The following is a 25,629-nucleotide window of genomic DNA, read 5'->3' on the forward strand; positions in this document are numbered from 1 at the left end:
AAAACTTGCTCGAGAAAGCGCGTGGGAGGACAAAAAGGCGGGGAGCGCGTGGAACTGTAGCGTGGAAGCATCTTTTTGTCTTGCCTGTCCCGCCACAGCGGGGATTTTTTGTTTCTTTTTGTTCAAGCAAAAAGATAAAGAATAAAATCTGGTTTAAAAATACTTGAAATTAAGATTAACTTTCACTATTAAATGAAATTCCTGTTTTTTTGAGGTTTTGTACTTTGATTTAAATTTTCATAAACACTAATAAAAGCAAAGAGATCCAGTTTATAGGTAGAATTCATTTTTCATGAGGAGCCTAATTATTGTTGAGGCACAAAAAAACCGGTATTTCGTGAGAAATACCGGCTTCTAAAATTTGGTTTATTAGCTTTTATTGCTTCACTAATTTATAGCTTTCTTTTTTGCCATTAGCTTCTACAAAAACATGGTAGATACCAGCTTCCAAATCTGAAACTTCTATTGTTTCATCATGTGTACCTATAACATTTTGCAATGTTCTTGAGTTAATTTGTCTTCCCACTGCATCATATAATGATATTTTCACATTCATTTCAGTTTCAGTATTGAACCTGATAACAGTTTGTGATCTGGCAGGGTTAGGGAATACAGTTACGTCATTTACTGCAAAAGTTTCGGCAGTTCTTGAACTTGCTGAAACATTAATGGTATAATCTTCCACTTCACCATAAGAGAAAGTCTCGCATGATGTTGCATTAGCATTATACTTCATAGTTACACGCATTCTAGTAGGACCTGAAAGTGCAGTAGTTGGAACGCTTACACTGCCACTTACTGAGCTTACTTTCGTTCTGGTTCTGCTGTAAACTGCTTCACCTGCATCATTGAAGTCTCCATCCTGATTCCAATCGATCCATACATTATATGCTTCATTATACTTGGTACCTGACCACTGTGGATCAATGGTGATAGTATAACTGGAACCTCTGTTAACTGTAGTGCTTAGGTTGGTAAAGTCAGCATATCCACCATTAGCACCTGTTGTATTGTTGATGCTTCCGAATTGAACTCTTGCAATCCACTCATCAGCTACGCTGTTACCTTTAGATGCGCAATAGTCAACAGACGCTTGAGCAGTTGTAAAGCTGGAAATAGCAGAATAATTGCTTGTGCTTCCTGAACAAACTGTTCTTACTCTCCACTCATAAGTAGTTCCTGCAGTAGCTCCTGTTAAGCTCTGTGAATTACTGCTTGGGCTGAAATCGCTCCATGAAGTAGATCCAGCAGTTCTTAACTGAACATTATATGACTGAGCGCCTGTAACAGCTCCCCAATTTAAAGTAAATGTAGTGGTGGTAACTGAAGATGTTGATAAACTTGAAGGTGCATTACAAGTTGGTGCAGAAGCTCCTGTAATATTTACAGTGTAATCTTCTACTTCACCATAGCTGAAAGTTTCACAAGGAGTTGAGGCACCATTATATTTCATGCTTACTCTCATTCTTGTTGTTCCTTCCGTAGCGCTACTAGGTACACTTAATGTACCACTTACTGTGGTGTTGCTTAACGATCCGGCATCAAATACTAATTCACCTGAATCATCAAAATCGCCATCTTGGTTAAGATCGATCCATATTCTCCAATATTCATTATAAGCAGTACCTGAAAAACCAGGGCTTAAGCTTACACTGTTGGATGAACCTGCTGCTAAATCAACAGTAGTAGAAGTGAAATCAGCATATCCACCATTAGCACCAGTGCTCTTGTTAAGGCCTGCAACAGTAACGTTAGCAATCCACTCATCAGCTACACTGTTTCCTTTAGTTGCACAATAGCTTGGATCTACCGGATCAGGATCTCCGCCACCGCCATCTGAAACAAAGCCTTCACGGAATCCACCTGTATCAAACAGTGCAAGCATTCTGCTTTTTTGTCCGGCAGAAAACATATACATACAAGCATCATCTACATAGTCCATGTAGTTCATTGTCATGTCATTTCCAGCAGCTGAACAGCTGTTAGTAGGATAGTTAGGGCAACCATAATTTGGATTACCTGCAACAGGAGTATCACTTACATAATCATCAGCGTTACAGTTACCATCACCCCAGATGTGACGTAAATTTAACCAGTGACCCACTTCGTGAGTAGCAGTTCTTCCTTTATCAAATGGAGCAGAAAGGAAAAATCCTGTTCCTTTATCTGAACTACCAAAATATTGAGGGCTCATTACAACACCATCAGTAGATAAGCTTCCTCCAGGGAATTGAGCATAACCTAATATGCCTCCACCAATGTTACATACCCACATGTTGAGGTATCTTGAAGCATCCCATGCAGCTACACCGCCTTGAGAAGTTTTCTTCATATCATCATTTGTTCCCCATGAGGTACGAGAAGATGATTTTCTTGTGATACCACTTGTAGGGTTACCACTTGGATCAGTAGTAGCCATTACAAATTCCACTTCAATATCAGCAGCTACAGAAGCAAATTCGCTAGGAACCAAATTGGCATCACTATTCAATTTTCTGTAATCTTCATTCAATACATCAATTTGAGATTGAATTTGTGCCTGGCTGATATTTTCATTTGAGTTGCTATAAATTACATGTACTACAACAGGTATAGTAACAACTCCATCAACTGCGCTTCGATAAGCTTCAGATTTCTCTAAAAAGCTTTGAGTTCTGGCCTCAATAGCATTCATCTTATCAAGTAATGACGGGTTTTTCTGAACTTGCTTCTCGAAGACATCCATCGTATGACAGTTCCTCTCCTGAGCTTTGGCTGAAAACGTTGCCCAACTTAGTAGAAGGACAATTGCTAGTAATTTTTGTTTCATAATTTAAGTTTTTGGTTACAAAAGATTGTATTAAATAAAGTTTTGTAGTCTTTATCTAATTTTTCAACACGCTAATTACTAAATTATTCTAACAATATAAAATACTATGAAAATAGTTTATCATGGAATAAAATCTTACAATTATGCAATTTGCATGGTAAATTGTAGGTTTAGAAACAATAAATCAATGTTTATGTATTTTGGAGGTTCCAAAAATATCTTTAAATTTTTTTTCATTTTTTTTTGATGTAATATATGATTCATTAAATGAGATAATTTGTTCTTGGAAATCACACAATTTTTCCAACAGATGAAAAAGCTAAAAAAGAAAAATATATCATTTTTATTTTGTTGCAAGAAGCAGACATCTTAATTAAAAATTGAGATTGTTGTTTTGAAGCAAATTAAAAATTGTCAGCCTAAGTCAGTAATAGCTTGATCAGATAGGTAGATTTATTCCAAAAGGTCTTAAAAGGAGTTTTTAAGCCTATGATTCTGATGATTATGACTACTAATTGTCATGAACTTATTATATTGAGCTTCCGTTTAGCAAAAAAACATAATTTATGTACGTACCCTTTAATGAACTTCATGAGAAAGCCAGGGTCTGGATTTATCAGGCCGATAGAAAATTTTCAGAGAAAGAGTGTGAAATAATAGAACAGGAGGGAAGAAACTTCTCTGAGGAGTGGACAGCCCATAACCAAGCTTTAAAAGCTTCAATAACTGTAAAGCACTCTCAGTTTATTATTATATCAGTTGATGAATCCCAAACGATGGCCAGCGGATGCTCCATTGATAAGTCTGTGCATTTTATACAGTTTCTGGAAAAGAAATTGTCCGTTAATTTATTGGATAAAAGCAAAGTGGCCCTCCTTATAGATGAACAAATAGATTTAACACCTATCGGCAATATAAAGGACAAAATTGCTCAAGGCCATATTAATGAAAACAGTTTGGTCTTCAATAATTTGGTGGGGGATATTGATTCCTTTAACAATGAATGGGTTGTTCCCGCAAAAAATAGTTGGATGAATCGTTTTTTTAACTGATCAGGTATTTTTTCTTATGATAGAACGTTATTAATACTGAACCTTTTTTATATGACATCTAATGATTAAATACACCATATATATATTATGTCTTAGTTTATTTTTCACTTCATGTTCTGTTTATAAGAAAGCAGAAAAGAAATTTCGAAAGGGAGAGTATGATTTGGCCATTAATTATTATGAACAAGCCATAAAAAAAGAAGACGAAACGGCTAACGCAACTTTTTATTTAGCGGAATCCTACCGATTGTCCAACAGGCTTGAAGTAGCTGCTCCTTATTATAAAAAAGCCATTGATTTGGGTTATGAAAATGAAATGATCCACTATAATTATGCTTTATCATTAAAGGCCAATGCCAATTATGACAAAGCACAGCAAGTGTTGGAAGAGTTTATTTTGGTGGCCACTGATCCCGATGTCAAATCCCTGGTAGAGCTTGAGCTTCAGAATTTATCTTCTGTTGATGAAATCATTAAAGATGAATCTTATTATTCTGTCAATCTGTTAAATGAAATAAATACTCCCGCTTCCGAATATTCTCCATTTTACTACGATGGGGAATTATATTTCACATCTACAAGAGAGGATGGGCGAACTTATAAAGCCACAGGAGAGAGTTTTTCCAATATCTATAAAGTAAAATCCAAAGGAGCGATAATTGATACTACTTCAATTACCAAACTTCCTCCCATCATTAATTGGCCAGATGCCAATGAAGGTTCTGTAACCATTTCCCCCAATGGACGGACAATGGTGTTTGCACGTGGGAATACGGGGAAGAGAAAAGGTGCAAACGATGTAAACTTATATATTACGAATTATAGAAATGGTAATTGGTCTGAACCCCAGTTAATGGCGATCAATGACCCTGATGCCTGGAATTCAACCCCTGCCTTTAGTGCTGATGGCCGCACCTTGTATTTTTCTTCCAACAGGGAAGGAGGCTATGGTGGAAATGATCTTTATTCTGCTACAGTAAATAGCAGAGGGGGATGGGGCAATGTCAGAAACCTTGGTTCTCAAATCAATACCCCTGAAGACGAAATGTTTCCTGCCACCTCTCAGGATGGACGACTGTTTTTCTCATCCAATGGCCATCCTGGTTTGGGTAAGTTGGATTTGTTTTATGCCGAAAGAAAGGGAGGTAAAATATATGTAACCCATATGGGGAATCCTATGAATTCCAATAAAGATGATTTTGCTTTGTTCATGTATGCACCGGATAGAGGATTTTTCTCTTCCGACAGGCCGGGGGGAAAAGGTAGAGATGATATTTATACTTTTAAAAATGAAGACCCTAACCTGAAAATTGTTAATTATTATTTGGAAGGAACTACTACTACCCATAATACAAAGGAGGAAGAAGTAATTCTGCCCGGAGCCAATGTAAGGTTTTTTTCAGAGGATAGTGTCCTGGTAGGGGAAGTGCTTACAGGGCAGGATGGTAAATTCAGCTTCCGTGTTTCTGAAGAAGAGGATTACTTCATCATTGCCGAGAAAGAGGATTATTTCACCACCAGAAAGCGTTTTTCCACAGTGGGTAAATCAGTTGATAAAAGTACCTTGACTCAACTTATTACCAATAAAATATTTGAAACAACTATTTTATTAGAGGAGATCATATTGGATAAAGCTTTTGAGTTAAAGAACATTTATTACGATTTTGACTCAGCCAATATAAGAGCTGATGCTGCATTAGAGTTGGATAAGCTGGTGACTATTCTAAAGGACAATCCTCCCATTAAAATTGAATTGAGTTCGCATACAGATGCAAGGGGTGAAGCCGCCTACAATCAGGAATTATCTAAAAGGAGAGCTCAATCAGCTGTTGCTTATATTATCAGTCAGGGAGTGGCCCCCTCTAGAATCACAGCCAGAGGCTATGGTGAAAGCCAACTTATTATCCCGGAGGCAAGCACTGAGGAAGAACATGAAACCAACAGGCGTACTGAATTCAAAGTGACAGAATATGATAAAGAGATTGCAAGGCAAATAAAGGAGCGGGAAGATGCATTATTTGAGAAGGACAATGTGGAAGTGGATGTGATTAAAGAAAAAACAGTTCCACAGGCTGCTGAAGATGAATTTGACTTTAACTAGATTTGCTGAAAAAATGCAGATGTCAGGTGCGGGTAGTACTTTTTAATCAAGCCCTCGCGGTTGTGGAATCGAACCCCAAAAGATGTTTTTGTGCAGTGGTCTTATCTTGAGCTAGTTATCTAGATGCAAAAGGGTTTTAGTATATTAGAAACAAAACTTTCCCAAAGTTTGAACATTTTAAAGGTGCAAAATACTCAAAACCGTTGCTGATTTAGTCAATACCAACTTTGGAAAAGCTGAATTAGATGTGAGGATCAATTCCAAGTGGAAATAAAAAAGGCTGACTTTTTTGAAGCCAACCTTTCAAGATGTTTGTTGAATGTGTATTTCAGCTTAAAACATAAATCCTAAGTAAATCTGGAAAAGAGAATTTTTACCGAGGTTAGTATCTCCAAAACCAGTTTCCCAGTCTATGTCAGCTAATCCCAGATTATATCTCGCACCTACTGTTAGATTAACAAAATCAAGCCCTGCATCAGCTGAAAGTCCATAATCAAAAGTGGTGAAATTATCCCGATCAAACTCTTCCTCACCATCAAATGGACCATCATCATCAACGGCCTTTGCTCTTGCAGATACTAGCGTGGCAATGTATGGGCCTGCACCTAAATGAAAATTCTCGGTTAGGTGAAAGTTAAATATAACAGGAACTTCCACATAATCTAAATATCCCCTTACTTCACCATCAGCAAAAAAGTTATCATATGTAAATGTCGAGCCTTTTTGCGTGTAGTTAATTTCCGGCTGAATACTAAATACATCGGAAACATATCCACGATAAAATAAACCTGCTGTAAAGCCTACTTTAACGTTTTTGTCATCAAGCTCCTCATTATACCAATTGGATAGGTTGAGAGCCCCCTTAATACCAACTCTACTGTCAGGAGTTCCTACTGTAGTTCCTCCAATTTGAGAGAATCCGGTAAAACTTAAAGGAATTAAAATGCCTAATAAAAAAAGTGTTTTTTTCATAATAATAAAAAGTTTGGTTCTTTTCTTTTCAACTTGTATAAAGCCACAGGGTTGTCTTTAAACATCAAATGTTACATTTTTTTGTGTTTTAAACAGGTGGTGTTACAAGCTGTTATGCCTTCTTCAATTGAATGTTTTATATATCGAAAAAGGCATAAAAAATGGCTGGTATAAAAGCCAGCCATTTTCCTGATTTATTAATGGTTTTTAAACTTAATTAGAAAGCAAAACCTACGAAAAATTGTAAAACGGAATTTTTCCCGTTCTCTAGTCCATCATTGTTGGGAGCTACCTCATTTAATCCATAATTGTATCTGACTCCGGCAGTACCTCCGGAAAAATCAAACCCAACTCCTGCCGCAACACCGTAATCAAATGTGTTGAAATCATCCCTGTCCAGTTCCCTTACAGAATTGACAGTGCCATCACCATCCACATCTTTCACTTTTGCCGCAATCAATGCGGCAACATATGGGCCGGCTGAGAAGTACAAGCTTTCACCTACATGAAAATTGGCCAATACAGGAATTTCTATATACGATAAATTAAACCTGTACTTACCGTTCCCAAGAAAACTATTATAATTAATTTGGGAGCCCTTTAAACTGTAATTAATTTCAGGCTGGATGCTTACGACATCTGCAATATTCTTTCGGAAATAGAAACCAACCGCAAACCCAGGTTTCATGTTTTCATCATCTACATCATCAACATACAAATTTGATAAGTTAAGAGCACCCCTGATACCTGATTGGCTTTCCTGAGCAGTTGCCTTCAAACTGAACACACATAAAACTGCGAAAAATAAAATAGTTCTTCTCATACATTAAAAAATGTTTGGTTAAGCCCCTACTAACTCTTTAGTAGCTGTAAGGTTACGTTAGGGGTCTTATCGCTCTGTTTTCAAGGATGTTAAGATTTTAAAAGCCTAAAAGGGCAAAGAAAGTGTGCGGAGTTCTAAAAGGGGCAGTCACCCTCTTGTTTTAGAAGAAATTTATGTAATAAATAATATTATATATTTGAAAAATATTAAAATTTATCAGTTATGATAAATTTTGTATTTAAATAATTGATAATCCATGAATAAACTATACTTTTGGAGATGTTCCTGCTTTACTTATTTCTTAATGAAAGAATTAATGAAGTTAAAAGTAAGTGTAAACCGATTGGAATAGTATTTAATTGTAATAAAATAACTCATAAACCACAAATCTTGTGTAATATCGAGTTGTGAATATAAAGGCTTAGCTTTGATTTCTCAATTTAACTACAGATGAAAAATTTTCTTTTACCACTTATTTTCATGTTCATCAATCTAAGCTTAGGTTGGGCGCAGGAGGGACACCTTTCTCTAAGGCATTTCTCCGTTCCTTTGCCAAAGCAAGATTACGTATTCAATGATATGGCTATTGATGATCAGGGTAGATTGCTATTGGCGCACAGAAGAGGCTTATTACAGTTTGACGGCAGAAGCTGGGAGAAAATACCTATTGGAAGTAGTCCGTTAAAATTTTTACCAATAGATAATAATCTATACCTTTTAACCAGAGAGGGTATCTCGAAGGTTCAGCAGGACATGGACTTTCAAAACAAAATAGAGTCTATATATACTCCACCTCAGTATTTGTTGGGTCAGGACATGGTAAAACATCATGATAATTTTTACTATCTGGCAGGAGGGAAAATATTGGTTTTATCTTCCTCCTCTTTTCAGCCTGATACTGTATTTGAAAGCAAATTAGGCTTTAATGATATTTTCACCTATCAGGATAAACTATATGCCTTTGAGGGAAATTTCCTGCTGGAATATTTTAATAATAATTGGCTTGATCTCAATTTATATGCGCCTGAAGAGACGGATTTTGTGTTTTCATGCCAAACGGATTCGCTAGTCTTTTTTGCTTATGATAATGGCGATTTTTTTGCTTTTAATGGCAAGGAGTTCAATGTTTTCTCCAATGAACTGAATGAATATCTTAAAGAGAATTATCCTGTTTCAGGTAAAATATTAGGGAATAAAATAGTGATTGCTACTCTTAATGGAGGAGCAGTTATTGTGGATATTGAGAGTAAAAAAATCTTACACACTATCCAATATTTTAATGGCTTGCCTTCTGATGAAGTGAATGCTGTCACTATGGATGATCAAAATGGAATATGGTTAGCTCATAATGCTGGTATTTCCCGTACCTCTCTTGACATCCCTATCAAAGAGTTTCAACATTATCCGGGCCTTAAAGGCATCCCGGAATCGGTATTAATTCATAAGGATACACTATTTGTAGGAACAAACGAAGGATTGTTCTATTTAGCCCAAATAAAGGATTACGAAACATTTCAAAAGGTAATGAAAGAGCGTATTCGGATAGAAATTATTGATGAGGAGGATAATGAAGGGGAGGAGGAAAGTGAAACATTTTTAGGTGGACTTTTTGATGGGTCCAAATCAATGGATGAGGATGAAGCATATATTGAGGAGTCACTCAATAATTATAAAAAAATATTCCGGAAGGAAGGCTATCGTTTTAAGAAATTAAAAGACAGACTGGCAGAAAAGGAAGCTTTTCTGAGAGATTCATTGTCGAAAATAAATGTAAAAAGAGACGAGGGGAATTCTACTAAAACGGTCAGCGAACCATCTAAAGATAAAAGCAAATTTAAATATGAAACTGTTAATAAAATAGTAAATGTATCTAAGCTTAAGTCATTCCAGTTTCAATACATCCCCATAAAGCGTGTGAACAGGAAAGTGACAGATTTAATTAATACCCCAAATGGAATCATAGCCATTACCACTTCAGGGGTTTTCCTCATCAAGGATACTACTTCTATGAAATTAAGTGATCATCGTTTTATAGAAAAAGCTTATTATGAGTCGGGAAATAATAATCTGTGGATTACAGGTGATTTTGGGCTCTACAGTATTGATTTAAGTACTAAGCCAACCAATAGTCAATTTCATTTTTCCAGGTCAGTACATGATATAGCTATTCAAAATGATCAAATGGCATTATCGGGAGAGAATGAAATCTTCACTTTTAGAGTATTGAACAATACACTCTCAGAACAAAAAACATACCCTATTAAAAATGATTTTTCAGATCGGATGTCAGTTTATTTTGATGAAAGTCAATTGAATATTCTGAAATTGGATGGACTTTATAAGTTAGATCAGAAATTAGACAGTATAGTTTTAGTGGAGGGTTATGAGGAGAATCTAAAATATTTTCTTAAGGATACGCAACAGTCATTATGGTTAACCAACCAAAAAGACCAATGGCATATCCTCAACAAGGAAGAGTCTGCTTCAGATTTGCAATGGATGAAGATTTTGCCCTATGTGAAATATATTCACCCGGTTCCTGATTCTTCTATATATTTTGTGGTAGAAAATAGGCTTTTAGAATTAAAAACAGGAAGAGGGGAATGGAGGGAGCCGCCTACCAGTTTTATTAATGCAGTTTATGAACAGGACAATAAAATCTCCGATCTCGAGAATCTGGAATTGTTATATGATAATAATTCTTTACGAGTTAGTGTAAGTACTATTGACTACCTGTTTCCGGAAGGAATAAGTTACCAATATTATGTAAAAGGATTAATGGATGACTGGTCTCCCTGGTCCAAGGCGGGAGATATCGATTTTCCTTATTTGCCTTCAGGAGAATATACTTTGCAAATACGATCGAAGAGCGGATTTTCCGAAGAGATCAGTACTTTTGATTTTTCTTTTGAGGTACTTCCGCCCTATTGGAGGACCTGGTGGTTTTATTCACTGGAAATTGGCTTCTTCAGTACCTTGATATTAATCTCCCTAAAGATGAACAGGAGTAGCAGAAATACCTACTTGACTGATACAATCACATTCCTTACTTTAATTTTGATATTGGAATTTATTGCCACTATTTTGGAGAATAATTTAGAGGGCTATGTAGAGGATTCGCCTGTTTATAGCTTTGTAATCAATGTAGCCCTGGCTTTATTGATCACCCCTTTAGGAAAGGGGATGAATAAAATTCTTTTAGTGATGAACACAAAAGATATCAAAAGAATTACCCACGAAATGAGAACCAAACAATTGGAGAATCTTAAAAATGAGCAGGATAAAAATTGATGAACCTATTATTTACTCTTTCACAGCCATTATCCATACCCGCATTACGGATTTAAATTATGGAGGGCACGTAGGAAATGACAGGATTTTTGCTTTTATGCATGATGCCAGAGTGCAGTTTCTAAAGCATTTGGGTTATAAAAATGAAATGGACTTTAATGGATTGGGGATGATCCAGACTGATGCCGCTATTACCTACAAAGCTGAAATATTTGCCCATGAAAAAATTGAAATAGCCATTGGTGCAATGAACCTGAATAAATATGGTTGTGACTTCGTTTACCGCTTCACCAAAGAAGATAAGCGTTTGGCATCTTTGGGTAAAACAGGTATTATTTTTTTTGATTACAATAATAGAAGAATAGCCGAAATGCCTGATGAGTTTGCGGGAAAAATCAAATCCTAAAGAAGCAGGTATATAGGATTTATTATTGATGTCAGCATAAATTCCTTAAGTTGATAATCCAATTAATAAAAGAACGGAAAACGTTCCTGATGATAACATTGTAAATCCCGAGATTCTGACCTAATTTTAAGGTCAAATTTGAAAAATATTATGCAGAGAGATACCGCCCTATTTGACCTTATTCAAAAAGAACAAAAAAGACAGCAAACAGGCATTGAGTTAATTGCCTCAGAAAATTTCACCTCTCCTGAAGTAATGGAAGCTATGGGAAGTGTGCTTACCAATAAATATGCTGAAGGCTTGCCCGGAAAGCGTTATTACGGTGGCTGCGAGGTAGTGGATGAAGTGGAGAATCTTGCCATTGATAGAGTAAAGGAACTTTTCGATGCTTCTTGGGCCAATGTGCAACCTCATTCCGGAGCTCAGGCCAATGCCGCTGTAATGCTGGCTTGTCTGCAACCCGGTGATAAAATATTAGGTTTTGACCTTTCTCATGGCGGACACTTAACACATGGCTCTCCTGTGAATTTCTCCGGCAAATTTTATAAGCCTAGTTTTTACGGGGTGGAGAAAGAAACCGGTTTGATTGACTGGGACAATGTGGAGGTAATTGCCAGGAAAGAAAAACCAAAAATGATTATTTGCGGTGCTTCTGCCTATAGCAGAGATTGGGACTACGAGCGTCTCAGAGAAATAGCTGATGAAGTAGGAGCTATATTGTTAGCGGATATATCTCACCCAAGTGGATTAATTGCCCGCGGAATTCTCAATGATCCTCTGGATTTTTGCCACATAGTAACTACTACTACCCACAAAACCTTGAGAGGCCCAAGAGGTGGCTTGATTATGATGCGTGATGATTTTGAAAATCCATTTGGTGTTAAAAACCCAAAAGGTGAATTGCGCATGATGACACAACTATTGGATTCAGGTGTATTTCCTGGTACTCAGGGTGGGCCTTTGGAACATGTGATTGCTGCGAAAGCAGTTGCTTTCGGGCAATGCCTTACAGATGAATATTTCAACTACATTCTTCAGGTGCAGAAAAATGCCGAAGTAATGGCCAAAGCTTTTATGGATAGAAATTACCAAATTATATCCGGTGGTACAGATAACCACATGATGTTAATTGATTTACGTTCAAAGGGAATTACTGGTAAACAAACAGAGGCAGTTTTGGGTCAGGCAGATATTACTATCAATAAAAATATGGTGCCTTTTGATGATAAATCTCCATTTGTAACATCGGGTATGAGGATAGGAACGGCTGCAATTACTTCCCGTGGGTTGGTTGAGCAGGATATGGAAAGAATTGTGGAATACATTGATACCGTAATTACCAATCCTGAGAATGAGCAGAAGATTGGTGCAGTAAAGAAGGAAATTAACGAATGGATGGCGAACTTCCCTTTATTTAAAGCATAAACATGCCTGCAGATCAACCACAAGCAGAGATGAGTTTTCTGGATCATCTGGAAGCATTTCGTTGGCATATTGTACGCTCTTTTGCGGCAATAGTAGTTTTGTCGGTAGTAGCTTTTGCTTCTAAGGAATTTGTTTTTGGAACGCTGATTTTAGGGCCTTCCAGAGCTGATTTTTGGTTTTATCAGATGGCTTGTCAATTCGGAAAAACAATAGCTAATTCTACTGCTTTCTGTATAGAGGAATTGCCTTTTATTATCCAGAGCAGGAAAATGACAGGGCAGTTTACCATGCATATTACCTCCTCCATTGTAGTAGGTATTATAGTGGCGTTCCCTTATTTTTTCTGGGAAATGTGGCGTTTTATTAGTCCTGCATTATATAAGAATGAAAAACAATATACCAGAGGAGCTACTTTTTTTGTGACTTTGCTTTTTATGTCAGGCGTACTTTTTGGCTATTATATTGTCACACCTATTTCAGTGAATTTTTTGGCCAATTATCAGGTAGATCCTTCAGTGCTCAATGAATTTGATATTACCTCTTATGTGTCTACTGTTACTATGTTGGTGTTGGCTTGTGGTTTGATGTTTCAATTGCCCATGGTGATTTATTTTTTAACAAAAGCAGGAATTCTCAATCCAGGACTCTTAAGGAAATATAGAAAACACTCTATAGTTGTTATTTTAGTAATTGGAGCTTTCGTAACGCCTCCGGATCCTATTAGTCAGTTGCTCATTTCTTTACCTCTTATGTTGTTATACGAAATGAGTATTTATATTTCTACCATTGTTTACAGGAAAAATCAGAAAAAGGAAGTGGCATTACAGAAAAAATCAGATAATTCATAAAAGCATAGAAACATGACTTTTGCAGAAATCCCCGGATTACATTCATTAAAAAAACAGTTGGTCAAAGGTGTAAAGGATAATCATATCGCCCATGCACAATTGTTTTTGGGGAATGCGGGAACTGCCAATCTGCCCATGGCAATTGCTTACGCTACTTATCTTAATTGTGAGAACAGGGGAGAAGAAGATGCCTGCGGTGTTTGTCCTGCTTGCCAGAAAAATGCCAAGTTCATACATCCGGATTTTCATTTCTCTTTTCCAACTGCCGCAACTGAACAAGTGAAAGGGCCGGATTCAAAAATCAGTCAGAATTTTTTGAAGCCGTGGAGAGGCTTTATGCTGAAAGATCCCTTTGCTTCCGTGACTGATTGGGTGGCATATTTAGGTGTGGACAATAAACAGCTTAATATCTCCAGAGAGGAAAGCCGTCAGATTATTAAAAGCTTGTCATTAAAAGCATTTGAAGGTAGGTATAAAGTGATGCTGATTTGGCTACCGGAGTTTTTACATCCTTCAGCGGCAAATGCTTTGTTGAAAATTATAGAGGAGCCAGCTGATAAAACTGTTTTTTTATTGGTTTCAAACAATCAGGGAAAACTGTTGGGGACTATCACTTCCCGTACACAGAGTGTACATATTCCGGCCTATTCAGATGAGGAAATTAAGCAAATACTGATAGAGCGTTACCAAATCGAGGAAAGGATAGCCAAACAACTGGCGCATACCTCACAAGGAGATCTACATAAGGCTGTTGCATTGTCAGATGATGTGTCAGATGATACACAACCGGAATTTGAACAGTGGATGAGGGAGTGTTACACAAAAGATTATACAGGTTTGGTAAAGCGATCAGATGCTTTTCATAAGTTTAGCAAAGTCAATCAACAGCAGTGGCTGATTCATGCAGAAAGTATTTACCGTGAAGCAATGATGGCCAAAATGCAAGCCAATGAGCTGATGAGGATTCCTGCCGAGCACAAAGCTTTTGTGGAGAAATTTAGTAAAACCATTTCGTTGGATAAAGTGGCGCAAATGACTGATATCCTGAACAAAGCTTCCTATTATCTGGAAAGAAATGCCAGTCCTAAAATGACATTTTTAAATGTGTCCCTGCAACTCTCAGGTATCCTCAGAAGTTAACATTTCTATGATACCATTTTTAGTGGATTCTTGCTAAATGCCTCAGTATCTAAAATTAAATAGGACTTGCTTGTATAATAACTTTCAAGACAACACTCGCATAATCTTTTTCCGGAAAATTTACTCACGTTCCGAAGAGCAAAATAGTAAACTATCTAATCAAAAAGAGCCTTCAATAAAATTTAGAGAAAGCATAGTTTATTTCACTCCTATCGGAGCTATGGGTATGTCTGCTGGTTTTTCTATTAGTATTTTACCCCTCTGGGGCAAATCCACCAAACTGGCTATGACTAAGTGTAAACAATTTCACAGCCCAATTACCACACATTATTAATAAAATAAAGAAGCCTGAAATTCAGATTTATACATGTAAGGCATATTGTAGTAAAGCATTCACCACAGCTCCAGAGGAGCCTGATCATAATAGCTAATAATTACAGCCGAACCAAAGCTCCAGAGGAGCGACATTATGTCGCTATCCTGTTCAACAATTGCAAAAATAGTTTGAATTTATAATCAAATTGAGGTAAATAATCTTTGTTCAAAGAAGGGCATTGTATTTTATAACACAGCAACCGCGTTCGGTTGTGTTTCTCACACATACAAAACTTGGCCTCGATTGCATTTTCACAAGCACTTTCCGCTTTTCATCTTTTTTAGAAGGAAATCAGCATTATTGGCAAACTGCATCCAGCTCGTTTGTGGGGACACAAAACGAGGGCAGAGATGGTGGGTTGGCTGGCTTTTGGAGAACTGCAAAATCAATTTTTATGGCATGCCTAATAGGGGGTTATTTACATTTTCTCCAGCATTCCTTTAAAAATAACTGTCATTTTAGGTTGAGCTACCATGGAAGCATTAATGATTTCCGGGATGGAAACAGGTTTTAATTGTTCAGGGTAGCATAAATCTGTAATTACCGAAACTGCAAATACAGGTAATTTCATATGTCGGGCTACAATATTTTCAGGAATAGTGCTCATCCCTACCGCATCTGCACCAATAATTTCCAGGTAGCGGTATTCTGCAGCAGTTTCCAGGTTAGGGCCCGGGACACCTGCATACACCCCTTCCCGAAGATCTATTCCTTTTTCTGCAGCTACTACCATAGCCAATTTGAGCAAGTCAGCATCATAAGCATTATACATATCAGGAAAGCGATCACCCAATTCATCCATATTCATACCGCGCAAAGGATTTTCGGGGAATAAATTGATGTGGTCATTAATGGCCATCACATCACTTATTTTTAAAGAATGGTTAAGTCCTCCTGCTGCATTAGAAATGAACAGCATTTTTATACCTAAAAGCTTCATGACACGCACAGGCATAGTGATTTGCTGCATTGAGTAACCTTCATAGTAATGGAACCTGCCTTGCATGGCTACTACTTTCTTGCCACTTAATTTACCAAAAATCAACTTACCTGAATGTGTTTCTACTGTGGAATCGGGAAAGTGGGGGATGTCTTTATATGAAATGGTTTTTACCACCTCGATATCATCTACCAGGGCACCGAGCCCAGTGCCTAAAATGATGCCTACTTCAGGCTGGAAAAATGTTTGCTTTTGCAGATAATCTACAGCTTCCCCTACTTCTTTTATTGTGATCATAAAATAATTTTAAGCCAAATTGATGCAAGTATAGAGATAATCAAAATATTTTAAGAAAAATCGAAACCTTCTTCTAATAAAATAAGTTAGAGACGAAAATACATGTAGATACATGTAATTATTAAAACCTAAAACATTAAATCAAATGAAAAGTAAAATTTTATCAATTGCATTGGCCGCCTTAGTAGTGGCAGCAGCCTTCACTTTTGTTGGAAAAGAAGTGAAAGTAGATACTAAAACAAGTGAAATTGCCTGGGTAGGTAAAAAAGTAACAGGTCAACACAATGGTACAGTGGCCATAAAAGGTGGTGCTTTGGAGGTTGAGAATGGAGTAATTAAAGGAGGAGAATTCACAATTGATATGACTACTATCAATGTATTGGATTTGGAAGGTGAATATAAAGGCAAATTAGAAGGCCACTTGCGTTCTGATGATTTCTTTAGCGTGGAAAAACATCCTACAGCTACTTTCAAGATTACTTCAGTGAATGAAAGCGAGCAAAAGGATGCTACTCATTTTATTTCCGGTGACTTAACTATTAAAGGAATTACTAATAAAATTACTTTCCCTGCGAATGTTACTTTAAATGGTGATAAAGTAAATGCAAAAGCCACATTTGCTTTAGACAGAACAAAATGGAATGTTCGTTACGGTTCAGGCTCATTTTTTGATGGATTGGGAGACAAAATGATTTATGATGACTTCGAATTATCAGTAAACCTTTCTTCTTTATAATAGTTTTATTGATTAATAATTGAATAGGGACTTTAAGTCCCTATTTTTGTTTTTAAGATATTCATATGATGATGATTACAATTGTAGCAGGTACCAATAGGAAAAATTCAGTTTCATCAGAAATAGCTATTTTATATAAAGAATTATTGACTCAGTATCAGGTTGAATCAACTATTATTGATTTGGCTGAACTTCCCGTAGATTTTATAGCAACTGCCTTGTATGAAAATGCGGGCAAGAATGAAGCATTTAATCCTTACAGGGAACAGATTAAGCGGAGTAGCAAGTTTGTTTTTATCATCCCGGAGTATAATGGCTCATTTCCCGGTGTGTTGAAAGCCTTTATTGACGGCCTGGATTACCCCTCAAGCTTCAGGAATAAGAAGTGCGCTCTGGTTGGACTTTCATCAGGAGTGCAAGGCGGGGGATTGGCTTTAAGTCATATGACTGATATTTTTAATTATCTGGGGATGCATGTATTGGCTTTGAAACCGAAGTTGGCCAGAATTGAACAAAACTTTAATGGACAGATAGTAACTGATAAGTTATACAATCAATTACTGGATGAGCAAGTGAAGTTATTCATAGAGTTTTAAGGAAAGTATTCAACTTTATCATTATGACAGCATTCCATAGCAATCGAACTCAGGTTAATTAATAACGATTGGCAACTCTTCAACAGAACCAATTTGTTCATAAACGTTATAATGAAAAAAACCTCATGAACAGCGATACCGGTAAGTGGATAATTTTAATAGGAGTGGGGGTAATCTTTATCGGGATATTAATTTATTTTTTCCATGATAAACTACACTGGATCGGCCGTTTGCCGGGAGATATCAGGATAGAAAAGGAAAACTTCAGGTTTTATTTCCCTATTACGACTATGATTCTAGCTAGTCTTTTGCTTACTATCCTCGTCAACCTGATTAAGAAATTTCTATAAAGGGTAAATTTTAATGAGCTGGTGTATTTAAAAGTTGTTCTAATTTTTCAAATACCAGGCTAAGGTGATATCCATCTACCAAAGCATGGTTCACATGAATGGAGACAGGGAATGTTATTCTGCCATTTTCCTCCAGCGTTTTTCCAACAGCCACTTTCGGAATAGAGTCTCCCGTTTTAAAATGGCGAGAGTGGGAAAGTGAGCTAAACCTAAGCCAGGGAGTAGCAGAAAAATGGATTACATCATATTGATCCGCATATAAATTAAGGCCTTCTGTATTTTTCACTTTTTCAATCTCCTCTTTCATGCCCCGGGAGAAGGAGCCAAAATCATCTTCATAAAGGATTCTTGAAAAACCAAAGGTTTTGTCGGTTCTTAATACTGTGGCAGAGACGTGTAATTTCCCTACATCATAAATTTCATGATCAATTATTCTATAGCGGAGCTCTTTCACCTCATTTACAGCTTTTAAAATTTGATAGGTATAAAATTGATAGAATGACAGGTGATTTAATCGGCAATATTGATATGCTTCAGTACAGTCTATTTCAACAGCTACTCCAAAAAAAGGCTCATGAAAATCTTTAAAGAATTCATAATGTTCTTTTCTATTGTAGTTATTTAAGTCAATTTTTTTCAATTCTTTTTTTGAAGGAATTATCATTAGAAATCTTCTTTAATCCTCTTTTTTACTCGTTTCCACTAACTTTTTGAGTCTCTCAATTTCTTTTGGAGCTTCTTCATTCTCAGGCTCAAGTTTTATTAGTTGTTCATAAGATAGAATAGCTTGTGCATAATTTCCTGATTCAACAGAAGCTTCAGCTAAACTTTTGTGTACTATCGAATTCCCTCTATAGTAGTAACTGTTAAAGGTAAATACCAAAAGTGCTTCCTCCTTCCTGCCGGAGTATTTTAATACATTGCCCAGTGTGTTAAGCTCATTGTATTTACCTATTTTATAATAAACATCCAGGTAATGTTTATTGACCTCTTTGTAAATGTCTGATACCGTCATTTCTTCAAATAAATCAAGCAAATGGTTTGCTCCACGATAACTGGGGGCTGAAGGATAACCCAGAGCTATTTGTGCCAGGTCGGTCACTAAATCAGTATTAGGATACTCCACAATCCTGGCAAATTCCTTATCGTTATCTTTAAAGATAAAAGTGGGTACCCGGTGGATTTTTAAACCTTTTTCTTCTCCATTGGGGCCTTGCTTATATAATGAATCAGTATCGTAAAGAGCAACAAAGTTAAGTTGTTCCCTTTTTAGTCCTAGTTCATCCCACAACTTGACAAATTGAGGCACCCATTTTTTACTGTCCCCACACCAGGTGCCCAGGTAAATATCTACTTCCTTACCTTCTAAATCTTTTACCCAGTTGTAGTTTTTCTTTTCAATAGTTAATTGATCATAATTTTCAGCAAACCATCCTGCATAAGTAGTATCCTGCTTTAGGTAATCAATAGGGAAAGGGCCACAAAGGTGTTGATCTCCTGTTTCATTTTTGTAGAATTGCACCTCTTGAGCAAGAAGGCTTATGTTTGTTACAAATAATAAAGTAAAGAATAGAATTGTTTTTTTCATTTGATTAGGTTCTGTTGGAATTATAAATAAATGTATATAATTTAAAATAATTTCATATGAAAAAAGTGGTTAAATTCTTCCTATATTAAGTAGCTAATCCAAACCCATGGGATAGCGTATAATTCAGGGATTATATAATAAAGACAAATTGGAAGCAATCAATAATATTTTAGAAAGAACAATACTCGAAGAGCCTTTAAGAAAAGAGATGCTCAGCCTGGGTAGAATGAAGAATGTAAAAGCCGGCAGAACTGTGATTTCACCAAGCCAGGAAGCCAGTGAAATGCCCTTCGTTATCACTGGGCTTTTGCGGGTAATGCGCCATGATGAAAAAGGAAATGAGGTTTTTCTTTATTATCTGGAAGCCGGGGAAACTTGTGCCATGTCAATTACTTGTTGCCTGGAAGGTCAACAAAGTACTTTTCATGTAGTAGCAGAAGAGGATTCTTCTATGTGGATGATCCCAACAGCTTACCTGGACTCATGGATTCAACAATATCCCTCTTTCCGAAGATTTGTTTTCCGATCCTACCAGGCACGTTTCGATGAGTTGTTACATACGGTGGACAGCCTGGTGTTTATGAACCTGGATGAGCGACTGTACAATTACCTGCTGGACAAGAAACAAGCTTCAGGTTCTTTTGAGATCCATAAAACCCATCAGCAAATAGCCGATGAATTGAATACCTCCAGGGTGGTAATTTCCCGCATTCTTAAAAAACTGGAGAAAGAAGAAAAGATCGAACAGCACAGGAATAAGATAGAAGTACTGTGAGAATGTTTTTAAACTTATAGTCAATCAAATGATTTGGCCTGTTCATGGGGGTAGGTCACTCATTTTCCCATAATTACTTATTAACCTGAGTTTCGATTGCTATAGAATGCCGTCCCCGCAAAGCGGGGCAGGCTATGCCGGAAAATTAAGACTTATATTTTCAAAAAAGTCTTAATTTATCCGGTATCTCATGCTAAATATTAATGAGATCCGAGATGACCTCCTAATGTAGTTTTACTTCAATTTTTAAAATCGAATTCAGGATCATTGGATTCCAACCTGGAGTCGGTATCAGCTGTGGTATATCTTTTACATAATGAAAAAGATGAAATTCATATAATAGTTTTACGATAGAAGCTAAGCGAGAACCTGTAGTTTCAATTCATTTATTTCCCAATCCTCTCCTTGGAAATGGCTGAAAACCTGCCCTTTAAAGCACGTCTTTTCTTATTTCCATCTTCCGGAGATAAGCACTTTCCTCCATATTTATCATTTAGCAATTTCCGATTGTATAGACAATCTGATAGAATGTATATGAAATCAGTATGTATGAATAAATAAATTTCATAGGAAATAAAAAAGCACCAGATTTGAATCATACAAATTATCAATCATACTTCAAGTACGAAATTGATAAGGAGTAATAATAAAAATTAGCAGATAGACCGAATGTGGTTTACGATAGCGAAGCTGTATTTAACAAAGAATGAAACGATTGGATCAGTTTTGATCATTAATTCTTTACAGTTATGAAGATGGGATTTTTGATTGTATCAACAGTCCACGAAGCATAAGCAGGCAGTGAGTTTAATTAAAGGTTTTAATCAGTAGTTGTTTCCTTACTTCATAGTTTGGTTTCCGCTCCTGATAAGAGAGAAAATATAAATTGTTTAAAAAGACAGCGATGGGGCTGACCTCAGCGAAGCTATATCTCGACAGCAATGATAGTAACTAAACAAGAATATCTGGATACTTTATCGACCCTTAAAAGCAGGATAGACGAAAGTATAATTTCTGAAAAAGAAAGAAAAGCATTTCTTTTTACATCTATCAATAAACAGAAAGTTCTCTCATCCATAGATCATTCATCTGATGTTGAATTTTATAAAGATACTGTTTTATATCAAAAATGGAGAGAAATAGATCAAAAGACTGAATTTAACATTCTCCTTGAAAATATACAGGCATCCGGAGACATTACTTTTTCGAATGACGCTAATCAAGGCCCATTTATTTTTTGCGGGTTCCATTACGGTGCTTATAATTTAATTCCATTCATGTTGAAGAAAAAGGGGATTGAATTTGTAACTGTAGCTGTAGAGGAGAATATGATTGAAGATTTAGTGCAGTTTAAAAGAGATGTAAAGACAAAAGACTTCTCCCAGAAATCAGATACTATTAAATCCAGTGGTTTTCAAGTCCTTTTACAAATGCTACAGGCATTAAAAAGCGGAAAGAATATATTGGTATTTATTGATGGAGGAAACGGCACAACTAAAGTTAATGACACTGAAAAGCTAAGAAAGATCAGTTTCCTGAATGAAAAGATATTTACGAGAACCGGGGTGTTGGAATTAGCCTATAAAATGAACACTCCAATTATTCCGATAGTAGCTAAAAGAGAAGAAGACAAAAGCGTAAATGTATTTTTCTCCTCACAGATCAGACTGGAAAAGGATTTGCCGAAGGAAGAAGCAATTGAAAATTGTGTCTCCCGGATTTATTCAGAATTGGAAACCTTTGTTAAAAAGGATCCGGCACAATGGGAAGTTTGGGATGTTTTGCACTTAATACTTGCCCCTGCAGAGGAGCACCCTTACTTAAAATATTGGAATTACTTCAGACAGAAGTTCAAACCTAAAAAGTTATTGACCGTCAATTCCGTTCTTCATTTTAATGAAGATGACTTTGGATTTTATCAAGATGAAACAAGTTGTTATGTCATTCAGAAAAGCTCTATGGACAGATTCAAAATTTCATCTCTCACCTATAATGTTTTAAAGTCTCTGGAATACGAGAAAAGCAATATAAGCCGCCTAAGGCAGCTTTTACCGATAGATGTTCTATCTAAAATATTGAAGAAAAGAGTTTTTGTATCCTCAAAATAAAATTATTATGATCATTTCAACTGGTAAGAAATACAATAGCGAAGATTTTTATAAAGTAATATTCACTAAAGATCCTATTCTTATTGCCGAAAGCACAATAAACAGAATGACCGAAAACTTCTCATTCTTGAAATCTTTTAGCAAAGGGAAAGTCATTTATGGAATTAATACAGGATTGGGTCCAATGGCACAATTCAAAATAAATGAAAATGAGCAAGTTGACCTTCAATATAATTTAATAAGGAGCCACAGTACAGGTATGGGGTCTGTTCTTGATGAACAAACCAGCAGAAGCGTAATGCTCGCCAGGCTCATATCTTTATCGCAGGGATACTCTGGCATCTCACCAGAGACAGTGCAGCTTTTAGCCGAACTGATCAATCTTGAAATATATCCCCACATCTACGACCATGGAGGAGTAGGTGCAAGCGGGGATTTGATACAACTTGCACATTTGGCTTTAGGCTTAATAGGTGAGGGTAAATGCCGATATAAAGGCAAAGACTATCCTATTATTGATGTAATGACTATGCACAACCTAAACCCAATACAAATTCAGTCAAGAGAAGGGCTGGCTATTCTGAATGGAACTTCTGCTATGACAGGACTTGGTGTAATTAACTTATTGAACGCCAAAAATCTTCTCAACTGGAGCTTGTCTTCTTCTGCTATGATCATGGAAATGGTGGAGTCATTTGATGATCATTATTCGGAAAGTTTAAATAAAGTAAAACCCCATAAAGGTCAGAATGATATCGCTTTCAAACTAAGGAGCCATCTTGAAGGAAGTAGCTTAATTAGAAAAAGGGCTACTGAAGCTTTTCATGGAGAAAATGGCACCCGACATATTAAAACCAAGGTGCAGGAATATTATTCCATACGATGTGTGCCCCAGATTTTAGGCCCCATTCACGAAACAATTGAAAAAGCAGAAGAAATTATCCATAATGAAATCAACTCGGTGAGTGATAATCCTATAGTGGATGATGCTCAGAATGAGGTGTTCCATGGAGGTAACTTCCATGGTGACTACATTTCTTTTGAAATGGACAAGCTTAAAATTGCTGTAGCCAAGCTATCTGTTCTTAGTGAACGTCAACTGAATTTCTTAATGAATGATAAGTTAAACCAGATATTGCCGCCTTTCCTAAACCTGGGAACACTTGGGCTCAATTTAGGAATGCAGGGAAGCCAGTTTGTTGCTACTTCTACAACAGCGGAGAATCTTACCTTATCATTTCCGATGTACTTGCACAACATCCCATCTAATAACGATAATCAGGATGTAGTAAGTATGGGTTTTAACTCAGCACTACTCGCTAAGAAAGTCATCGAAAACACCTATCAGGTAGTATCGGTGCTCGCATTAGCTATCACCCAAGGCATTAGTTATTTGAAAATTCGAAATGAGCTGTCGGCTAAATCAAATGCCATATTTAGAAAAATCAGAAGCTTAGTTCCTGTTTTTACAGAAGACCAAATATTAAGCGATCATTTGAAAATTGTAAATGAGTATTTATTGAACCTCAATAGAGAGTTGGTTGATACTGAATTTAAAAATGAAATCAACTATGAACAAGAAGAAGAGATTTGCCCTGGTAACAGGAGCATCTAAAGGGATTGGCAAAGCCATCGCACTTGAATTGGCAGATGAAGGATATAATGTTATCGTCAATTACAACAAAAGTGCGAAAGAAGCAGAAGAAGTAGCCCAACTAATAAGAGAGAAAGGCCAGGAGGCTGTAGCCTTAAGGTTTGACATCTCCAATAAAAATGAAGTGAATGATATTTTGGGAGGGTGGATTGAAAGCAACACTGAAAACTTTATTGAAATACTTGTAAATAATGCAGGAATAAGAAAGGACAAGCTCATGATTTTCATGAGTGATGAAGAGTGGGAAGATGTGATTAGCACCAATCTGAATGGATTCTTCTATGTAACCAGAAAAGTTTTGAAAAATATGCTTTTAAATAAATATGGAAGGATAGTAACCATTTCATCAATGTCCGGAATTAAAGGCAAAGAGGGCCAGGGGAATTATGCAGCCTCTAAAGCTGCACTCATAGGTGCTTCAAAGTCTCTTTCCAGGGAAGTGGCCAAAAAAGGAATAACAGCCAATGTAGTGGTGCCAGGCTTTATTCGAACCGAGATGACAGAACAAATAAAAGAAGAAAATTATACGCATGACATCAGTGTAAAAAGATTTGGAGAGCCTGAAGAAGTTGCATCACTTGTCTATTTCCTGAGTTCTCCCAAAGCTTCCTATATAACAGGTGAAACCTTTATTGTAGATGGCGGTGATGGATCCTTCAGTCATAGAAACTAAATTTTTATCAATTAACAAAACAACATAACCATGAAAAAATTAATCATTTTATTAATCGTATTACTCCCTGTGGTGGGTGTCGCTCAAGAAAGTAAATTCAACACTGAAATGAACTCTTTAGTCAAAGGTTTAGATACCGCTAATAAACAACCCATGTTTGTTGACTTACTGAATGGCTTCTACAGAGTTTCAGAAATGGAAAAGGAAGAATGGTTACCTAAGTATTATGCTGCTTATTGCAACATTAGACTCTCCACGTTTTCTCAAGATCCGGACAAAATTGATGAGTATTTGGACAAGGCAATGAGTTTGTGTAAAGAGGTAGAGGATTATACAAGTAACTCGGAAATTCTTGCCATAATGGGGCGGATTGCCTTTATGAAAACCAGTTTGGATCCCATGACCCGCGGACCAAAATATAGTACCATGACGAAAGAATTTTTGAATGAAGCACTTGCTATTAATCCTAAGAATCCAAGGGCGCATTTGATTTATTCACAGTATTACTACTATACTCCGGAATTTTTTGGGGGAGATAAAGAGACTTCATGCGCTCATTTGGAAAAATCTAAAAATGTTTTTGCAGTGCAAAATTCTAAAGATGGTATAGACCCAAGGTGGGGAGCTAACCTGACAGACATTCTGATTAAAACCAATTGCAATTAAAAG

The 25,629-nt window shown here is 36.5% G+C and carries 21 protein-coding genes; 15 read left to right on the forward strand and 6 right to left on the reverse strand.

The annotated features are described in order from the left end of the window. Nucleotides 1-376: 376 nt before the first annotated feature. Complete coding sequence (locus JKA74_RS09540) at nt 377-2,809, reverse strand: GEVED domain-containing protein (RefSeq protein ID WP_201430953.1); 2,433 nt, start codon at nt 2,807-2,809, stop codon at nt 377-379. Between the two features lie 566 nt (nt 2,810-3,375). Between JKA74_RS09540 and JKA74_RS09545 the strand changes: the two genes are divergently transcribed. Together JKA74_RS09545 and JKA74_RS09550 are read left to right on the forward strand one after the other, a co-directional pair. Further along, nucleotides 3,376-3,861 (forward strand): hypothetical protein, encoded by a 486-nt coding sequence (locus JKA74_RS09545; RefSeq protein ID WP_201430954.1) that lies wholly within the window; start codon nt 3,376-3,378, stop codon nt 3,859-3,861. A 61-nt stretch (nt 3,862-3,922) separates the two neighbouring features. Further along, nucleotides 3,923-5,962, forward strand: coding sequence for an OmpA family protein (locus JKA74_RS09550; protein ID WP_201430955.1), 2,040 nt, complete (start codon nt 3,923-3,925; stop codon nt 5,960-5,962). A 333-nt stretch (nt 5,963-6,295) separates the two neighbouring features. Here the strand turns inward: JKA74_RS09550 and JKA74_RS09555 are convergent, their stop codons facing one another. Then, entirely contained in the window at nt 6,296-6,934 is a 639-nt protein-coding gene (locus JKA74_RS09555; protein ID WP_201430956.1) for a porin family protein, read from the reverse strand. A 217-nt stretch (nt 6,935-7,151) separates the two neighbouring features. Next, the gene (locus tag JKA74_RS09560; RefSeq protein WP_201430957.1) at nt 7,152-7,757 is read right to left on the reverse strand and encodes a porin family protein; all 606 of its coding nucleotides are present in this window, start codon (nt 7,755-7,757) and stop codon (nt 7,152-7,154) included. A gap of 450 nt (nt 7,758-8,207) precedes the next feature. On the opposite strand from JKA74_RS09560, the gene JKA74_RS09565 reads away from it, so the two are divergent. From JKA74_RS09565 to JKA74_RS09585, 5 genes are all read left to right on the forward strand, one after another. After that, a complete protein-coding gene (locus JKA74_RS09565; RefSeq protein WP_201430958.1) occupies nt 8,208-11,048 on the forward strand; it encodes a triple tyrosine motif-containing protein in 2,841 nt (946 codons plus the stop codon). After that, complete coding sequence (locus JKA74_RS09570; RefSeq protein WP_201430959.1) at nt 11,029-11,454, forward strand: thioesterase family protein; 426 nt, start codon at nt 11,029-11,031, stop codon at nt 11,452-11,454. Before JKA74_RS09565 ends, JKA74_RS09570 begins: the two co-directional genes overlap by 20 nt. Before the next feature lie 150 nt (nt 11,455-11,604). Then, the gene (locus JKA74_RS09575; protein WP_201430960.1) at nt 11,605-12,879 is read left to right on the forward strand and encodes a serine hydroxymethyltransferase; all 1,275 of its coding nucleotides are present in this window, start codon (nt 11,605-11,607) and stop codon (nt 12,877-12,879) included. Between the two features lie 2 nt (nt 12,880-12,881). Then, nucleotides 12,882-13,727 (forward strand): twin-arginine translocase subunit TatC, encoded by an 846-nt coding sequence (tatC, locus tag JKA74_RS09580; RefSeq protein ID WP_201430961.1) that lies wholly within the window; start codon nt 12,882-12,884, stop codon nt 13,725-13,727. Between the two features lie 12 nt (nt 13,728-13,739). Beyond that, on the forward strand, nt 13,740-14,867 hold the full coding sequence (locus JKA74_RS09585; protein ID WP_201430962.1) for a DNA polymerase III subunit: 1,128 nt from the start codon (nt 13,740-13,742) through the stop codon (nt 14,865-14,867). Between the two features lie 794 nt (nt 14,868-15,661). Here JKA74_RS09585 and JKA74_RS09590 read toward each other — a convergent pair. Beyond that, the gene (locus JKA74_RS09590) at nt 15,662-16,480 is read right to left on the reverse strand and encodes a purine-nucleoside phosphorylase (protein WP_201430963.1); all 819 of its coding nucleotides are present in this window, start codon (nt 16,478-16,480) and stop codon (nt 15,662-15,664) included. Nucleotides 16,481-16,625: 145 nt separating this feature from the next. Between JKA74_RS09590 and JKA74_RS09595 the strand changes: the two genes are divergently transcribed. The 3 genes from JKA74_RS09595 to JKA74_RS09605 all read left to right on the forward strand — a co-directional run bounded on the left by JKA74_RS09595 (nt 16,626) and on the right by JKA74_RS09605 (nt 18,162). Beyond that, entirely contained in the window at nt 16,626-17,216 is a 591-nt protein-coding gene (locus tag JKA74_RS09595; protein WP_201430964.1) for a YceI family protein, read from the forward strand. Nucleotides 17,217-17,287: 71 nt separating this feature from the next. Beyond that, nucleotides 17,288-17,812, forward strand: coding sequence for an NADPH-dependent FMN reductase (locus JKA74_RS09600; RefSeq protein WP_201431103.1), 525 nt, complete (start codon nt 17,288-17,290; stop codon nt 17,810-17,812). A gap of 68 nt (nt 17,813-17,880) precedes the next feature. Continuing rightward, the gene (locus tag JKA74_RS09605; protein WP_317193581.1) at nt 17,881-18,162 is read left to right on the forward strand and encodes a DUF2905 domain-containing protein; all 282 of its coding nucleotides are present in this window, start codon (nt 17,881-17,883) and stop codon (nt 18,160-18,162) included. A 10-nt stretch (nt 18,163-18,172) separates the two neighbouring features. Here the strand turns inward: JKA74_RS09605 and JKA74_RS09610 are convergent, their stop codons facing one another. Both JKA74_RS09610 and JKA74_RS09615 read right to left on the reverse strand, forming a co-directional pair. After that, the gene (locus JKA74_RS09610) at nt 18,173-18,826 is read right to left on the reverse strand and encodes a chloramphenicol acetyltransferase (RefSeq protein ID WP_201430965.1); all 654 of its coding nucleotides are present in this window, start codon (nt 18,824-18,826) and stop codon (nt 18,173-18,175) included. Between the two features lie 12 nt (nt 18,827-18,838). After that, nucleotides 18,839-19,750, reverse strand: coding sequence for a thioredoxin domain-containing protein (locus tag JKA74_RS09615; RefSeq protein WP_201430966.1), 912 nt, complete (start codon nt 19,748-19,750; stop codon nt 18,839-18,841). A 148-nt stretch (nt 19,751-19,898) separates the two neighbouring features. Between JKA74_RS09615 and JKA74_RS09620 the strand changes: the two genes are divergently transcribed. From JKA74_RS09620 to JKA74_RS09640, 5 genes are all read left to right on the forward strand, one after another. Beyond that, nucleotides 19,899-20,525, forward strand: a complete 627-nt coding sequence (locus JKA74_RS09620) for a Crp/Fnr family transcriptional regulator (protein ID WP_236587657.1) — start codon at nt 19,899-19,901, stop codon at nt 20,523-20,525. 941 nt (nt 20,526-21,466) lie between these two features. After that, nucleotides 21,467-22,633: an LpxL/LpxP family acyltransferase gene (locus tag JKA74_RS09625; RefSeq protein WP_201430967.1), complete on the forward strand. Its 1,167-nt coding sequence runs from the start codon at nt 21,467-21,469 to the stop codon at nt 22,631-22,633. A 7-nt stretch (nt 22,634-22,640) separates the two neighbouring features. Beyond that, nucleotides 22,641-24,248 carry an HAL/PAL/TAL family ammonia-lyase gene (locus JKA74_RS09630; protein WP_201430968.1) on the forward strand — a complete coding sequence of 536 codons (1,608 nt, stop codon included), beginning with the start codon at nt 22,641-22,643 and terminating at the stop codon, nt 24,246-24,248. Further along, nucleotides 24,205-24,960 carry a 3-oxoacyl-ACP reductase FabG gene (gene fabG, locus JKA74_RS09635; protein ID WP_201430969.1) on the forward strand — a complete coding sequence of 252 codons (756 nt, stop codon included), beginning with the start codon at nt 24,205-24,207 and terminating at the stop codon, nt 24,958-24,960. The genes JKA74_RS09630 and fabG overlap by 44 nt, the downstream gene beginning before the upstream one ends. A gap of 30 nt (nt 24,961-24,990) precedes the next feature. Further along, nucleotides 24,991-25,626 (forward strand): tetratricopeptide repeat protein, encoded by a 636-nt coding sequence (locus JKA74_RS09640; RefSeq protein WP_201430970.1) that lies wholly within the window; start codon nt 24,991-24,993, stop codon nt 25,624-25,626. Nucleotides 25,627-25,629 lie beyond the last annotated feature (3 nt).

The sequence above is a fragment of the Marivirga aurantiaca genome (assembly GCF_016679925.1).
GTDB classification, from domain to species: Bacteria; Bacteroidota; Bacteroidia; order Cytophagales; family Cyclobacteriaceae; genus Marivirga; species Marivirga aurantiaca.

Bases quoted from the DNA above. Each gene is read 5' to 3' on its own strand.
- JKA74_RS09540 (WP_201430953.1), bottom strand. From the start codon at position 2,809: ATGAAACAAAAATTACTAGCAATTGTCCTTCTACTAAGTTGGGCAACG.
- JKA74_RS09545 (WP_201430954.1), top strand. From the start codon at position 3,376: ATGTACGTACCCTTTAATGAACTTCATGAGAAAGCCAGGGTCTGGATT.
- JKA74_RS09550 (WP_201430955.1), top strand. From the start codon at position 3,923: ATGATTAAATACACCATATATATATTATGTCTTAGTTTATTTTTCACT.
- JKA74_RS09555 (WP_201430956.1), bottom strand. From the start codon at position 6,934: ATGAAAAAAACACTTTTTTTATTAGGCATTTTAATTCCTTTAAGTTTT.
- JKA74_RS09560 (WP_201430957.1), bottom strand. From the start codon at position 7,757: ATGAGAAGAACTATTTTATTTTTCGCAGTTTTATGTGTGTTCAGTTTG.
- JKA74_RS09565 (WP_201430958.1), top strand. From the start codon at position 8,208: ATGAAAAATTTTCTTTTACCACTTATTTTCATGTTCATCAATCTAAGC.
- JKA74_RS09570 (WP_201430959.1), top strand. From the start codon at position 11,029: ATGAGCAGGATAAAAATTGATGAACCTATTATTTACTCTTTCACAGCC.
- JKA74_RS09575 (WP_201430960.1), top strand. From the start codon at position 11,605: ATGCAGAGAGATACCGCCCTATTTGACCTTATTCAAAAAGAACAAAAA.
- tatC (WP_201430961.1), top strand. From the start codon at position 12,882: ATGCCTGCAGATCAACCACAAGCAGAGATGAGTTTTCTGGATCATCTG.
- JKA74_RS09585 (WP_201430962.1), top strand. From the start codon at position 13,740: ATGACTTTTGCAGAAATCCCCGGATTACATTCATTAAAAAAACAGTTG.
- JKA74_RS09590 (WP_201430963.1), bottom strand. From the start codon at position 16,480: ATGATCACAATAAAAGAAGTAGGGGAAGCTGTAGATTATCTGCAAAAG.
- JKA74_RS09595 (WP_201430964.1), top strand. From the start codon at position 16,626: ATGAAAAGTAAAATTTTATCAATTGCATTGGCCGCCTTAGTAGTGGCA.
- JKA74_RS09600 (WP_201431103.1), top strand. From the start codon at position 17,288: ATGATTACAATTGTAGCAGGTACCAATAGGAAAAATTCAGTTTCATCA.
- JKA74_RS09610 (WP_201430965.1), bottom strand. From the start codon at position 18,826: ATGATAATTCCTTCAAAAAAAGAATTGAAAAAAATTGACTTAAATAAC.
- JKA74_RS09615 (WP_201430966.1), bottom strand. From the start codon at position 19,750: ATGAAAAAAACAATTCTATTCTTTACTTTATTATTTGTAACAAACATA.
- JKA74_RS09625 (WP_201430967.1), top strand. From the start codon at position 21,467: ATGATAGTAACTAAACAAGAATATCTGGATACTTTATCGACCCTTAAA.
- JKA74_RS09630 (WP_201430968.1), top strand. From the start codon at position 22,641: ATGATCATTTCAACTGGTAAGAAATACAATAGCGAAGATTTTTATAAA.
- fabG (WP_201430969.1), top strand. From the start codon at position 24,205: ATGAACAAGAAGAAGAGATTTGCCCTGGTAACAGGAGCATCTAAAGGG.
- JKA74_RS09640 (WP_201430970.1), top strand. From the start codon at position 24,991: ATGAAAAAATTAATCATTTTATTAATCGTATTACTCCCTGTGGTGGGT.